Annotated in this window: 16 protein-coding genes and 1 pseudogene; 11 read left to right on the top strand and 6 right to left on the bottom strand. The window is 70.6% G+C overall.

The annotated features are described in order from the left end of the window. Positions 1 to 11: 11 nt before the first annotated feature. Positions 12 to 425 (bottom strand): Hsp20/alpha crystallin family protein, encoded by a 414-nt coding sequence (locus tag Phou_RS28340; protein WP_173061192.1) that lies wholly within the window; start codon positions 423 to 425, stop codon positions 12 to 14. 153 nt (positions 426 to 578) lie between these two features. On the opposite strand from Phou_RS28340, the gene Phou_RS55700 reads away from it, so the two are divergent. Both Phou_RS55700 and Phou_RS28335 read left to right on the top strand, forming a co-directional pair. Further along, a complete protein-coding gene (locus Phou_RS55700) occupies positions 579 to 779 on the top strand; it encodes a three-helix bundle dimerization domain-containing protein (RefSeq protein WP_371872206.1) in 201 nt (66 codons plus the stop codon). Continuing rightward, entirely contained in the window at positions 776 to 2,500 is a 1,725-nt protein-coding gene (locus Phou_RS28335) for a sensor histidine kinase (protein ID WP_308784564.1), read from the top strand. The genes Phou_RS55700 and Phou_RS28335 overlap by 4 nt, the downstream gene beginning before the upstream one ends. A 168-nt stretch (positions 2,501 to 2,668) precedes the next feature. On the opposite strand, the gene Phou_RS28330 is transcribed toward Phou_RS28335, so the two are convergent. Next, positions 2,669 to 3,541, bottom strand: a complete 873-nt coding sequence (locus tag Phou_RS28330; RefSeq protein WP_173061189.1) for a universal stress protein — start codon at positions 3,539 to 3,541, stop codon at positions 2,669 to 2,671. A 184-nt stretch (positions 3,542 to 3,725) separates the two neighbouring features. After that, positions 3,726 to 4,406, bottom strand: a complete 681-nt coding sequence (locus tag Phou_RS28325) for a CBS domain-containing protein (protein ID WP_281365123.1) — start codon at positions 4,404 to 4,406, stop codon at positions 3,726 to 3,728. A gap of 199 nt (positions 4,407 to 4,605) precedes the next feature. Here Phou_RS28325 and Phou_RS28320 point away from each other — a divergent pair, with 199 nt between their 5' ends. The 5 genes and pseudogenes from Phou_RS28320 (at position 4,606) to Phou_RS28300 (ending at position 8,812) form a co-directional block, all read left to right on the top strand. Then, positions 4,606 to 4,992 carry an Hsp20/alpha crystallin family protein gene (locus tag Phou_RS28320; RefSeq protein WP_173061186.1) on the top strand — a complete coding sequence of 129 codons (387 nt, stop codon included), beginning with the start codon at positions 4,606 to 4,608 and terminating at the stop codon, positions 4,990 to 4,992. Between the two features lie 111 nt (positions 4,993 to 5,103). Further along, complete coding sequence (locus Phou_RS28315; RefSeq protein ID WP_173061183.1) at positions 5,104 to 6,087, top strand: Acg family FMN-binding oxidoreductase; 984 nt, start codon at positions 5,104 to 5,106, stop codon at positions 6,085 to 6,087. 12 nt (positions 6,088 to 6,099) lie between these two features. Then, positions 6,100 to 7,011: a universal stress protein gene (locus Phou_RS28310; protein WP_246274080.1), complete on the top strand. Its 912-nt coding sequence runs from the start codon at positions 6,100 to 6,102 to the stop codon at positions 7,009 to 7,011. Next, positions 7,011 to 8,003 (top strand): Acg family FMN-binding oxidoreductase, encoded by a 993-nt coding sequence (locus tag Phou_RS28305; RefSeq protein WP_371872235.1) that lies wholly within the window; start codon positions 7,011 to 7,013, stop codon positions 8,001 to 8,003. Before Phou_RS28310 ends, Phou_RS28305 begins: the two co-directional genes overlap by 1 nt. Before the next feature lie 252 nt (positions 8,004 to 8,255). Next, positions 8,256 to 8,812 (top strand): annotated as a pseudogene (locus Phou_RS28300) (hypothetical protein). 76 nt (positions 8,813 to 8,888) lie between these two features. On the opposite strand, the gene Phou_RS28295 reads toward Phou_RS28300, so the two are convergent. Next, complete coding sequence (locus Phou_RS28295; RefSeq protein WP_173061174.1) at positions 8,889 to 9,398, bottom strand: universal stress protein; 510 nt, start codon at positions 9,396 to 9,398, stop codon at positions 8,889 to 8,891. Between the two features lie 197 nt (positions 9,399 to 9,595). Between Phou_RS28295 and Phou_RS28290 the strand changes: the two genes are divergently transcribed. The 4 genes from Phou_RS28290 to Phou_RS28275 all read left to right on the top strand — a co-directional run bounded on the left by Phou_RS28290 (position 9,596) and on the right by Phou_RS28275 (position 12,673). Beyond that, a complete protein-coding gene (locus Phou_RS28290; protein ID WP_173061171.1) occupies positions 9,596 to 10,471 on the top strand; it encodes a universal stress protein in 876 nt (291 codons plus the stop codon). A 138-nt stretch (positions 10,472 to 10,609) separates the two neighbouring features. Further along, positions 10,610 to 11,395, top strand: a complete 786-nt coding sequence (locus Phou_RS28285) for a universal stress protein (RefSeq protein ID WP_173061169.1) — start codon at positions 10,610 to 10,612, stop codon at positions 11,393 to 11,395. 31 nt (positions 11,396 to 11,426) lie between these two features. After that, complete coding sequence (locus Phou_RS28280; RefSeq protein WP_173061167.1) at positions 11,427 to 11,696, top strand: dsRBD fold-containing protein; 270 nt, start codon at positions 11,427 to 11,429, stop codon at positions 11,694 to 11,696. Between the two features lie 2 nt (positions 11,697 to 11,698). Then, the gene (locus Phou_RS28275) at positions 11,699 to 12,673 is read left to right on the top strand and encodes an Acg family FMN-binding oxidoreductase (RefSeq protein WP_173064650.1); all 975 of its coding nucleotides are present in this window, start codon (positions 11,699 to 11,701) and stop codon (positions 12,671 to 12,673) included. Positions 12,674 to 12,676: 3 nt separating this feature from the next. On the opposite strand, the gene Phou_RS54580 is transcribed toward Phou_RS28275, so the two are convergent. After that, entirely contained in the window at positions 12,677 to 12,808 is a 132-nt protein-coding gene (locus Phou_RS54580) for a hypothetical protein (RefSeq protein ID WP_281365091.1), read from the bottom strand. 20 nt (positions 12,809 to 12,828) lie between these two features. After that, the gene (locus Phou_RS28270) at positions 12,829 to 13,470 is read right to left on the bottom strand and encodes a DUF4232 domain-containing protein (RefSeq protein WP_173061165.1); all 642 of its coding nucleotides are present in this window, start codon (positions 13,468 to 13,470) and stop codon (positions 12,829 to 12,831) included. Between the last annotated feature and the right edge of the window lie 139 nt (positions 13,471 to 13,609).

The raw sequence follows: 13,609 nt of genomic DNA, 5'->3' as shown, positions 1-13,609 counted from the left end.
CCGGGGCGAGGTCACTTCTTCTTGGCCGCTGCGACCGTGATCGGAATCGGCTTGCCTTCCGCCTCGACCTCACCGACCAGCAACTTGATCGTCAAGATGCCGTCGGCGTACTCGGCGGTGATGGTGTCTTCCCGCGCACCCGCGGGCAACGGGACACTGCGGTAGAACGACCCGTAGTGAAACTCCGAGTGAGTGCTGTCCTTACGCCCGGCAGCGCGCTCGACATGCAGCCGCAACCCGCCGTCCACACACGTCACGGTGACGTCTTTGGCCGGGTCGATGCCAGGCAGCTCGGCCCGGATGACGTACGTCTCGCCCTCGAGGAACTCCTCGATCCGGATACCCGGCGCCAGGAACGGGAACAGGGACAGGTTGTTGACCCACTCCAGCGGAGTCAGTACACGGGTTCTCGTGATCGTCGACATCACGACCTCCTTGGTCTCACCCCAATCCGTACGCCCGTCAGTAACCACCTGCTAGGGACGAAGGTCCCGGCAGCCAGGCCGTCAGCCCTTCTCGCGGCGACCGAGGCCGTCCAACGACGGCGTGGCGGCGCTCCGGGGTCGAAGGTCCTCCCGGTGCACCGCACGACCCTCCCTGCTCGCAACCGCTCGGAGCACCGATACGCCGGAACCCACAGCCCGCAGCGGGTCGGCGAGGCAATCGCCGCGGTGTACGCGCGGTTCAGTGACGCCAGGGTGCATACCTACGTGCCGCTGCTCGCGGAACGTGCTGTCCGGGACCTGCTGGACGCTGGCGGATCCGTGACTCCACGGTGACAGGGCGAGTACGATCCGATCGTGTTGAGCGAGGACGAGGAGGCGTGGGCGTCGCCTTCGCTGGGTTTGAGCCCGCTGTCCCGGGTGCGGCTCGACGAGCTGCTGCAAGAGCTACTCGACCGGGTCGGCGAGGTGGTCACCAGCCGGGAAAGGCTCCGTTCCCTGCTGGACGCCGTCGTCACCATCGGCAGCGGCCTGGAGCTACGCGGCGTACTCACCCGGATCGTCGAAGCCGCCTGCTCACTGATCGGCTCCCGCTACGGCGCGCTCGGCGTCATCGGACCCGACCGCACACTCGTCGAGTTCATCACCCACGGCATCTCCCCCGACCTACACGCCAAAATCGGCGACCTGCCACACGGACGCGGCCTGCTCGGCCTACTCATCGAAGACCCACGACCAGTCCGCCTCCCAGACATCACCAAGCACCCCAACTCCTACGGCTTCCCCCACACCACCCACCAATGCACAGCTTCCTCGGCACCCCCATCCGCATCCGCGACCAAATCTTCGGCAACCTCTACCTCGCCGAAAAACAAGGCGCCGCCGAGTTCACCCAGGACGACGAGGAAATCGCCGTCGCCCTCGCCGCCGCCGCCGGCGTCGCGATCGAAAACGCCCGCCTCTTCGCCACCGCACACCGCCGCGAACGCTGGCTCGCCGCCACCGCCGAAATCACCAACGTGCTACTCGGCCAAGTCAACCGCACCAGCGCCCTACAACTCGTCGCCCGCCGCGCCCGCGAAGTCGCCGAAGCCCAACTCGTCCTCGTCCTACTCGCCGACGAAGAAACCGGCCAACTCACCGTCGAAGTCGTCGACGGCCCCGCACCCGAACTGACCCGTGCGGTGGTGTCTCAGGCGGACAGCGCGTTCGCTAAGGCCGTCAGCGGCGCGGGCTACGTCGTCGTCGACGACTTGGGGAAGGCCGCGGCCTGGCCCAGCTCGGTCAGCACCGGTCCGGCGCTGATCACGCCGCTCGCGGCCGCCGACACGCTGCACGGCGTGCTCGTCGTCGCCTACCCCGGCGACGCCTCCACCCGGCCGGAGGACATTCCCATGCTGCGCACCTTCGCCGGGCAGGCCGCACTCGCTCTCGAACGCGCCCGCGCCCAGGACGAACGCGAACAGCTCCTGCTGCTCGAAGACCGCGAACGGATCGCGCGCGACCTGCACGACGTCGTCATCCAACGGCTGTTCGCCACCGGCCTGCAACTGCAGACCGCCGCGCAACTCGCCACCAGACCGGACGTCGCCCAACGCATCAGCGGCGCCGTCGACGACCTCGACACCACCATCCGCGACATCCGCACAGCCATCTTCGAGCTGCGTACCCCGGCGAACGCCGCCCTGCGCACCGAGATCCGCGACCTCGTGGCGGGCGCTGCCCAGTCGCTGGGCTTCCGGCCCGAGCTGCGCCTGTCCGGTCCGGTTGACAGTGCCGTCCCCGACGACGTACGCCCGGACCTGTTGGCGGTGATCCGCGAGACGTTGTCGAACGCTGCCCGGCATGCTCACGCCACCGCGGTCCAGGTCGGCGTCGAGGCGGGAGACGGGCGGCTCACCGTGATCGTCTTCGATGATGGAGTCGGCCTGGCGGACGCCGAGCCCAGCGGCGGCTTGGTCAACCTGCACGATCGGGCCCAGCTGCATGGCGGCGAATTCGCGGCCATGCCCGGAGACCCCGCCGGCACCAGGATCGTGTGGTCTGTGCCGATCTAGACGTGGATTGTCAGGTCACGTCCGGCCCGAGCGGCGTCCCGTGCAGCCTGAGCAACACAGAACATCGCGGCCGTGCGAGCATGCCGGCCCCGCTTAGGCCCACGACGATCGGACCCAGCTGCCGTACCGACTGGGCTGGCTCTGCGCCGCAGACCACGACGACAGGGGTCACATTCGGGCGGGGCGCTCCCGGACCACGGCGACCGGGCAGTGCGCGTAATGCAGCAACTGCTGGCTCACCGATCCCAACAGCAACCCACGAAAACCGCCTTGCCCCCGCGAGCCGACCACGACCAGCTGCGCACCGTCGCTCGCGTCGACCAGTGCGGGTGATGGCGGCGCCGTGACGACGTGCACGCTCGACGACACCTGAGGGTAGCTGCCCCGCCAGCCGAGAAGGACCTGCTCGAGCTCCGTCTGCTCGGCACGCAACCCCTCCCGCACATCGCCCTCTGGCAGCTGCCAGTACGGCGCAGGCCGCGCCCAGGCGTGAACCAGACGCAGTTCCGAGCCTCGCAGGGCCGCCTGCGCGAAGGCAAACTCGACGGCCAGCTGGGCACAGTCGGAGCCGTCGAAACCCACGACGACCGGGCCACGGGTGGCCGGCTCCCCTCGGACGACGACCACCGGGCAATGCGCGTGCGCGGACACCGCCACGCTTGCCGAGCCGACCAGCAGATCCGCGAAGGCGCTCCGTCCCCGGGCGCCTAAAACCGTGAGGCTGGCCTGATACGACAGGTCCACCAGAACGCCGGCGGCGGTACCGTCCACGACCGTGCCGGAGACGGTGACCTCAGGCCGCAGCTTGCCGGCCCGCGCCAGTGCCGCCGCGATCAACTTGTGGGCTTCCTCCCGCGCGCTGTCGTCGGGCCAGGCTGTTGGCATTAGCCCGATCTGCCCGGCCACTGTGCGCCATTCGAACGCGTACACCAGCACGACAGCAGTGTTAGTGCGGGCGGCGTCATCAAGAGCCCAGCGCAGGGCGGCGTCGGCACCGTCGGAGCCGTCATAGCCGACGACAATGGGCTGCTGGGTAGGCATGGCTCCTCCATGTCCCCACCGAGGCACCTGAGCCAAGGTGCGGTCCGTGAATGGCGATCAGAGCCGGCTTCCCTGCGAGGCAATCCAGAAACCATGGCGTGTGGCGAGCTCGTCACGTGGGGGTGACCGGCTTGCCGCCCCTACGGCTTGTGCACGCCGAGCGGGCGCGGAGGACATCATGGCTCTAGCACCCCGTGCTGCTGAAAGGGTGCGATCGGTGCCACTGGGAGCTGGCCAGATCGGTGTCGTCCAGGGCGTAGGTCAGGTGATCATCCACCGCGACCACGCCGGGCACAGCGGCAACCAGCTGGGCGGCCAGCTCCGCCAGCGTCCGCCGGTCGAGGTGTCCGCGCATGGTCACCACACCGTTGTCGACCTGGACGTCCACCACCAGTGGCTCCAGCCACAGGGTGCGCTCCAGCACCTCGTGCCTGATGTCGTTCTTCAGTTCCTCGTCGGTACGCAGATGCACCTTCAACAGGTCGGCGCGGGAAACGATGCCGGTGAGCGTGCCGTCCTCGGTGACCACCGGGAGCCGCTTAACGCCCTTCTCGGTCATCAGGCGCGCAGCGGCATGCAGTGACGTCGTCGTGCCGGCGGTCACCACGGGTGTCGTCATCAGCTCGCGCGCGATCATGCCTTCACCCTTCTCCCGGGGTGAGCGGCGGCGGGTGGGGAAGATCCGTCGATGCGTGACAGCACCAGCGAACTCGACCTTGTAGAGCAGGTCCGCCTCGGAGACGACACCGACGACCTTGCGCGCGGGGTCGACGACCGGCACGGCGCTGATGCGGCGTTCCGCGACGAGCTCCACAATAGTGCGGTAGGTGGCATCCTCGGGGACCGCCACGACGTCCGTCGTCATAACGTCCGCGACCGTCCACTTTCTCATCGCGTTCTCCTTCCGGGCACGCCCGCCGGAGCGGCGGGGCTTCACTTCCATGGCACTGCGGGGGCACGGGGCAGAACAGGGTCGGACGGCCCTGTACCGGCTGGCAAGCGGCCCTTCAGTACGAGCCTTGCTGCGCGATCCGATGGAGGCATCGCTCACGTCGGGAGGCGTCATGGTTGCCACGCTCGACCACCTGCTGCTGCCGCTGGAACGGGCGCTGCGCACCGCGACCGGTCACGACATCGCCATCGAGGAGTACACCGAACCTGACCGGTACGTGGTCCGGGCGGAGCTGCCGGGCGTAAATCCCGCGCGGGACCTCACCGTCTCTGTCTACGACGGAGAGCTGAAGATCGACGTCGAGCGTGTGGACTGGCGCCACCACCGAGGTTCCGAGTTCCGGTACGGCACGTTCAGCCGTACCGTCCAACTGCCCCGCAGGGCCGACGAGGAGACGCTCACCGCAACGTACGAGCGTGGTGTGCTGCAAGTGTCCGTGAAGGTACTGCCCCAGCCGCCCATCAGCCGCTGTGTCGCCGTCGCCGCCGCTGACGGTTGACGGACCGCCGCAACAGCCCCGGGTGCCCATCCGTTCGGGACCTCCGGCCCTTCAGGGGCAACCGATACCCGGTGCACGGTTGATTCGACACCCCGACCAGGAGGCACGGACATGACCCGCCACATCATCGAGCCGCTCGCGGAGGCGGCCCAGCGCGCGCTGCGGGCGCCGTCGGCGTTCAACTCCCAGCCGTGGCGATGGCGGGTCGGCGCCGGCACGCTCGATTTGTACGCCGACCGCGGGCGCCAGCTGCCCGTTACCGATCCCGACGGGCGCCTGCTGACGCTGGCCTGCGGGGCCGCCCTGCACCATGCGCGGGTCGCGCTGGCGGCCGCCGGGCACGAGGTCGAGGTGCGCCGGTTTCCCGAGCCGGCAGACGTAGACCGTGTCGCCCGGCTTCGCGTCACCGGCGTGCATAATCCGAGCGCGCACGACATCGCCCTCGACGAGGCGATCCCGGACCGGCGCACCGACCGGCGGGCGTTCGGCGAACAGCCGGTGGCGGCGGAGGTCCTGGAGCGCCTGCGCATCGCGGTGGAGGCGGAGGGCGCGTTCTTGCACGTCGTGCGCCTCGACCAGATGCCGATGCTCGCCGTTGTCACGGCGGACGCCGCCGCCACCGAGGTCGTCGACCCCGCCTACCGGGACGAGGTGTACCGGTGGACCCACCGTCCGCCGTGGGCGGGGGACGGCGTTCCACCCACCGTGGCGGTCCGCCAGGTGCCGCGCCGGGTGATGCTGCGTGACCACGCACTGGACGGCGACGCAAGGCTGGAGCCGGGCCGCGGCAACGATCGTGGCGCCGCGTACGCCGTGCTGTTCGGACCGGACGACACACCTTGGTCCTGGCTGCGGGCCGGTGAGGCGCTGTCCGCGCTGCTGCTCACCGCGGTGCTCGAGGGTCTGGCCGCCGCGCCGATCTCGGACGCGATCGAGCTGGCATGGCCACGGCGCCTGATGCGGGATCTGCTCGCCGGCGTCGGCGAGCCGTACCTCGTGGTGCGGCTGGGCATTCCGGCCGAGTCCGGCGAGCTGCCATCGGTGCCGCGCCGCGCCCCGGACGACGTCATCGAGTTCGCAGAACGGGAGGAGTAGGCCGTGCGATCAATGATCTTGGCTGGCCTCGGCGGCCGCGGCGGCTGGCAGGCCTTGGCCTGGGCGACCGACGAGGCGCTCAGCAGCGGCGCCGACCTGGTTCTGCTACACGCATGCCCACCCGACTCTCCGCTGGCCAGCCGGGCACCGTCACCTTCGCTCGCGATTGTCGAGCTGTTTGACCCATCTCTGGCCCGCGCTGTCGGCACCGCACGTGCCCGACTCGGCGGTGATCGCGTGCGGCTGCGCCTGCTGCCCGGCCGGCCCGGCCCCCTGCTGTCCACGGCGGCCGCCCGCGCCGACCTGGTGGTCGTAGGCCCACCGGCACGGCGGTATCCGGGCGGGTACGGCAGTACGACGCATCACGTGCTGGCCCACGCCCCTGCTCCGGTGGTCGTGGTGCGCCCGATCACCGCCGGTCGCGACGCTCCGCTGCTGGGCCACGTGGTGGTCGGCGTGGACGAGCACGACGACCCCGGGCCGGCGCTGGAGTTCGCGTTCGAACGGGCCGCCGACCACCGGTGCGTCCTGGCCGCCGTCCACGTCACCTCCCGTCAGCGTGAGGACTTCTGGTTCGACGAGACCACCCTGTCCACACATTTCTCTGTCGAGCCGGTCGCGCTCGAGCTGCTGGGGCGTGCGGTCGAGCCGTGGATGCGCCGGTACCCGCAGGTGCCGGTGAAGTGCGCCGTCTACGGCGGCCGCCCGCTGCCAGGACTGCTGCGCGCCGCGCACGGTAGCCGTCTGCTCGTGGTCGGCGACCGTGGCCGGGGCCAGCTCGGCCCGGCGGGACGGGCGTTGTTCGGCAGCGTCGCGCACGGCGTGGTAGACGGGGCGAACGGGCCGGTCGCGGTCGTGCGGGCATCGGCCGGGGCCTTGCCGGCAGCGGCCGTCGGGTCGCGACCGGAAGGAGCCCGTTTATGATCGTCACCGGATACACGGCATCCGTCCTGGACACGGCGGTCCGGGCGGCCGTGCGCGCGCCCTCGATGCACAACAGCCAGCCGTGGCGGTTTCGGCTGCGGGACGGCGGCATCGAGGTGCGGGTCGACCGCCGGCGGCCGTTACCCGCCGCCGGTCACGGCCATCTCGGAGACTGGGCGGCTCATCTCGCCTGTGGCGCCGCGGTCTTCAACATGCGGCTGGTCTTAGCCTGCGCGGGCATGCCGGCGCGGGTTCGGCTCTGTCCGGATCCCGATGATCCGGATGTGGTCGCTCGGCTGGTGCCGGACAGCCCGGCACCAGCCAGCCCGGCAGAACAGGACCTGCTCGCGGCCATCCCGCACCGGCGCAGCAGCCGGCTGCCGTTCTTTCCCGAGCCGGTGCCGGGCGAGATCCGCTGGCGGTTGGCCCAGGCGGCACGCGCCGAAGGCGCCTGGCTGGAGCTCGTCGTCGGCGCCACCGCTGTCGGGGCTCTGGCGCAGCTTGCCCGCAGCGCGAACCGCGTCCTCGATCGCGACCCGAGATACCGGGCCGAGATCGCCGGTTGGACCCGGGGCGGACCGGCCACCGACGGCGTGCCCGCCCGCGCCGGCGGGCCGGTCGCCGAACCGCAGGATCTACTCCCGCAGCGGCCGTTCGGGGAGCGCCCGCACGTCCCGGGACAGGACTTCGGGGCAGAACCTCTCGTGGCTGTCCTCGGGTCCGCCGCGGACAGTGCCGTCGACCGGATCACCGTGGGACAGGCGCTGCAGCGTGTGCTGCTTACCGCCACCGACGCCCGGCTCGTCGCGTCCATGGTGTCCCAACCCATCGAGGTACCAGCCGCCCGCGAGCGGCTGCGCACTGCGTTGGGCCGGTTTGGCATCCCGCAAATGGTGATGCGGATAGGGTACGGCCAGCCGGGCTGGCCAACACCGCGGCGCGGTCCGGCCGACGTAATCGACGGTCGGCCCGATGCCGGCGATGCCCGGTGAAATCCTCGGTCCGCCCGCGAGCGCCCCTGTCCACCACACGTGCATCAGCACGAGGGCGGTCCCCGCGACAGCTTCGCGCAGACGGAGCAAGCCGGATCATCCTGACCGTCCACAGTGCCGTATGACCCGGCGCCGGGTGGGTCCAAGGTCCCGCAGAAGTGGCGCCCGCCGGCCCTGCCGCGAAACCGTGGAAAGGCGTGGACTGTAGGTAGCCCGCCAGCGCGCGGGACTACCGAGAAAGGATGTGGAGCCATGACGGCGATGGCCGAGCGGCCCACCACCCCGACGACCGCTACGACGGTCCCGGTGCCGGAGAGCACCGCGCAAAAGGCCGCCCGCTACGTGTGGGCCGGCGTCCGGATCGCCCTGGGCTGGACCTTCCTGTGGGCATTCCTGGACAAGACGTTCGGCCTCGGTCACGAGACGCCCGAGAAGAACGCCTGGATCAACGGCGGCTCGCCGACCAAGGGCTTCCTCGCCAACGGCGCTGCCGGGCCGTTCGAGGACTTCTACCACAACATCGCCGGCGACGCCTGGGCGGACTGGCTGTTCATGATCGGCCTTGCCGGTATCGGCCTCGCCCTCGTGCTAGGCATCGGCGTCCGGATCGCCGCGGTCACCGGCGGCATCCTCTACGTGATGATGTGGACGGTCGTCCTGCCCCGGACAACAACCCCTTCCTCGACGACCACCTGATCAACGCGGGCGTTCTGGCCGGGCTGGCCCTCGTCGGCGCGGGCACGACCCTCGGCCTCGGGAGGTACTGGGCGAAGCTGCCCATCGTCAAGCGTGAGCCTTGGCTCAGGTGACCGGCACTGTACTGGGGGCGCCGTTACCAGCGGCGCCCCAGAATCGTGTGTCCACAGCAGAGTGTCGTGAGGGCGATCAGCCGCTCAGCGCCGAGAGGTCGCGGAAGATCGCCCGCGACTGCCTGCGGCTGGCGGCGCTGCGCACGAAGGATTCGGCCGGAACAACGACGACCGGGCAGCAGGCACGAGCGGCACAGGACCGGGCGGTCGAAGGTCGGAACAACCGTCGCCACCACCGTCGCTGTGACGTGCCGACGAAGAGCAGGTCGTTGTCGCGGCAGGCATAGTCGACCAGTGCGCTCGACGGCCGCCCAGCGACCGGCGTGATGACCACCTGCACGTCGCCTGGCATGGAACCCATGGCGGCGCCGAACGCGGCAACCACCTCCGCGTGCGCCTGCTGGCCGATCTCCCCGTCACAACCAGCGGCGCCGCCCTGCCACGAGGAGTCACAGTTCCAGACCCGTACCGCATGCAGCGCGACGCCCCGGCGACCGGCCTCGGCGACCGCGAGACGCAGTGCCCGTAGCCCGGCGAGCGAGCCGTCGACGCCGACGATGACCCGACCGGCACCATGGCGACGCATGGCATCCCCCTTCACGTCGTACCGTGCCTTGACGCTAGGCCGCGGACTGGCCGGACCACAGGGGCACATGGCCCGACGATTGGGGACGAGGGTCCGTCGGGACGTCCGAAGGTCACGGAGCCGGCTGACCATCGGCCCTACAGCCCGGTCTGCCGGCAGCGTTACGTTCCACAGTAGAAAGTCACCTGGAGGACGCCATGAACACAAGACCCATCATCGTCGGGTACGACGGCTCCGCAGGCGCTCAGGCTGCCCTCCGATGGGCGCTGGACGACGGAGCCCGCACCGGCGCGCCCGTCACCGTGATGTTCGTCTTCGAGTGGCTCGCGGTCGCCGGGCCGATCTCGCCCGGACCACGCAACTGGCCCGACCGCGGTGCCCGCGAGGACGCGCAGAAGATGGTCGACGCCGCCGTCTCCGGCGCTTACCAGACTCACCCGCGGGTGGCCGTGACCGGCGAGGTCGTCGGCGGATCCGCCGCGATCATCCTGCAGGAGCGTTCGCGCGAGGCGCGGCTGCTCGTCCTGGGCAGCCGTGGCCACGGCGGGTTCGGGGAGCTTCTGCTCGGCTCTACCACCGTCGCGGTGTCGGCGCACGCGCATTGCCCGGTCGTGGTCGTGCGCGGCGGGCCAGAGCTGGCCGCCGGCCCGGTTGTCGCTGGCGTGGACGGCTCCGACGGCGCACTGCTCGCGCTCGAGTACGCCTTCGAGCAGGCGGCCGCACGCGGCACCGGGCTGCGTGTGATCCGGGCCTGGGCGCCACCTGCGCCCAAGTGGCGGCCGGTCGACTACGACCTGGCGGAGCAGGCCGCCGCCGAGCGGGTGGAGCTCGACGAACTGCTGGCCAGCTGGCGCAGCAAGTACCCACACGTCGAGGTGGCGGTCGACGTCGTGCCCGGACCGACCGGGCGCATCATGGTCGACGCGAGCCGCGGCGCTCAGCTGGTCGTCGTCGGCTCGCGCGGTCGTGGCGGCTTCCGCGGACTGCTGCTCGGCTCGATCAGCCAGCAACTGCTGCACCACGCGGACTGCCCGGTCGCCGTGGTCCGGGAGATGCCGACGCTCGCAGGCTGAGGCCGCCGCGGCCACGATCCTCGCACCCGCACGCACAGAGGCAGATGACGACAACAGGTCCTGGCGATACGGGTCCGACGCCCCTACCCGCAGCGGGTACGCGCGCCGCACGCTGAGACCAAGCGAAGGAGGCGGGTCATGACAGCGGAGCCCCTCGGTCCGGTTGTCGTCGGCGTGGATGGGTCGTGCAGCGCGCTGCAGGCGGTGGACTTGGCCGCCGAAGAGGCTGCCGCCCGACTCACACCGCTGGTCGTCGTCCATGTCGAGACCGGGCCGGGCGACAGCCAGGAAGTCCTGGACATCGCCGCCGCCCGGGCCCTCGCGGAACATCCGGGCCTGGCAGTCAGCACAACCGCGGTCGTCGGCGATCCGGCCCGTGCCCTCCTCGCGCGCTCGTCGGATGCCTACCTTCTGGTGCTGGGCCATCGCCGCGACGCGCGCTTTCCCGCCCTGCCGGCGGGCCCGGTGACCACACGCGTGGTCCACGAGGCGAGGTGCCCGGTAATGGTGCACCGGCCGGTCGACCCGCAGCGCGCGTTGCCCAGTCCGAGACCGGTGCTGGTCGGGGTCGACGACTACCCGCGCGCGGAGCCCGGCATCGCGTTCGCCTTCGAGCAAGCCGCCCTTCGCGGTGCGTCGGTGATCGCCCTGCACGTGCGTGCCTGGCGGACGCCGGAGGCGGCCGAAATGCTTCACGAAGCGGTGTCCGCCTGGGCGGGCAAGTACCCGGACGTGCCGGTCCAGCTGAGCGTCCAGTACGGCCAGCTCGCGGTACCGGCCCTCGCGGAGGCGTCGATGGACGCCCAGCTCGTCGTTGTCGGTTCGTCACGGCACGGCGGGACAGGGCCGTTCGCCCGCGGCCTGGTGACGCACGCGATGGTAGATCTCGCCGGCTGCCCCGTGGCGGCGGTGCCGCTGCCGTAGTCCCCGGCGAGCAGGTCAAGGAGGTCCGGTCATGGCCGCGATGAAACGATGGAACGTCGAGATTCTTATCGGCGAGGTCGACTGCCGGACCTACGCCGAGGCGCAGCTTTACGACGAGATCCGCGACGACCTGGTGGGCAACGGTCAGGCACGGCGCCGCGTGGAAAGGCCGGACATCCCCGCTATCGGCGACGAGATCGCGGTCGCCCGAGCGCTGTCCGACCTCGGTCACCGGCTCCTGGTCGCCGCCGCCGGTGACCTGGAGGATGCCACGCACGAGCATGTGAGCCTGGAGCGTTGACCATGGGCTCCCGGACAAGGCGCATACCGCGGCTGTCGGTCGACACCGTTGCCGAGTGCCTCCACGCAGCTCTCGCGGCGCCGTCAATCCACAACACCCAGCCGTGGTTATTCCGGGTGCATGGACGCGAGATCGAGGTCTGGGCGGACCGGACCCGGCAACTGTCCAACCTGGACCCAAGCGGCCGGCAGATGTTCATCAGCGTGGGCGCCGCGATCTTCAACCTGCGACTGGCCTTGCTCGCCCGCGGCCGGATCCCGGTCCTGCGCCTGCTGCCGGAGCCTGGCCTGCACGAGCTCGCCGCCCGCATTCAGGCGGGCCCGACGACGGTGCCGAGCCCGACGGCTGGGGTGCTTGCCACTGCGATCACCCGCCGTCACACCAACCGTCGCCCGTTCCAGGCGGATGCGGTGCCCTGGCCGGTACTGGACGACCTGATCGCCGCGGCGGCCGCGGAGGGCGCCCGGCTCGCTGTCGCCGACCCCATCGTGCGCGACGCCATCCTGTCTCTGACCTGGACCGCGGACGAGGTCCTCAACCGAGACGAGGGCTACCGCGCCGAACTGGACGCGTGGACCGGTGGCCAACCGGAGCGGCGGGACGGGATACCGTCGTACGCCTACCCCCCGCAGGACACGACCGGACGGCTACCGCTGCGCCACTTCGGACCGCCGGCAGCGGCCGCCGCCTTCGAGCGGCGCCCGACCCTGGTCCGGCTGACCACCCATGACGACACGCCGTATGACTGGATCCGAGCCGGGCAGGCGTTGCAGCGCGTCCTGCTCACCGCCACGACACGGCGGCTGGTCGCCTCGCCGGTGAACCAGGCCCTGGAGGTCGCCGAGCTGCGGCGATTGGTCAGCGGCCATGGATACGCCCAGATGGTGCTCCGGATCGGCTACGGCAACGCCGCTCGGGGTACACCGCGACGCTCACTATTCGACGTTCTGGCCAAGGAGACGAGCGTGTCCGGGTGATCCTCACACGGCCGTTCCCGTCCCGCCGGCGTCGCGCTCGGCGAAGTTGCGCCGGAAGGCGTCGGCCACCGGGCCGTATCCTTCGTCCACGTCTCCGCGGATCAGCGTGCGTGGTACGTCCACCTTGAGCACCATGCTGACCTCGGCCTCCCACCTCAGGGGACGCTGGTCGCCCCGACCCAGTCGTACGCCGTGATTGCGCCGCACTTGACGTCGAGGACGAGGCCATCCAGCCCGACCATCCCGCCACCTCTGAGCTTCGCGGAAAGGTTGCGGTACACCGCCGGATGTGCGCATGCGGGTGCGGAACGGTCGTATCCGCCGTAGCCGTTGACGACCAACAACGTCATCTCGGCCCGCTGGCCGCGCTGCAGGATCGGGCCGGCGACGCCGTCCGCGCGGTGGCGTTCGGTCGGCAGCGTCCTGGTCCGGCCGGTCGAGTCCACATAGACCACGACGACGGGGTCACCGAGAAGAGCGCACGATCGGGTGCCGGTGTTGGTGACGACCGTTCGGTACCCGATATGTCCGGCGGCGCCGCTGCTGTCTACGCCGCTCAGAACGAGGTCCGTGGCGCGGCAGGGCATGAGCTTGGTCGGCGGCGTCGTCGGACGGCGGGTCTGTGGCGACTTCGTGCTTTCCGGGCTTTCGGACGGGGGCACCGACGGTTGCGGCGTGGATGCGGTCGTCTCGGGCGTGGATGACGCCTCCGGTTGCTGTTCGCCGCATCCGCTCGGCGCGGCCACAAACATCAGGATCCCGACCGTCGCCGCGCAGAGCCTCACGAGGGAATTCATGACGCACCTACCCAGGTGCTAGCGGGGGTAACAGCACCACGGTATGTCGCATGCCACCCATCGAGGCGGGGCGAATGGCCGCTCCTTTGGGGACCGCGGTCCCGCCGTGGGGGACCATATTGCCCCTCCCGAACTCCCG

Source organism: Phytohabitans houttuyneae (assembly GCF_011764425.1).
Taxonomy (GTDB): Bacteria; Actinomycetota; Actinomycetes; order Mycobacteriales; family Micromonosporaceae; genus Phytohabitans; species Phytohabitans houttuyneae.
The sequence above is the reverse complement of the archived record's forward strand: the minus strand, read 5'-3'. Positions and strand labels throughout refer to the sequence as shown.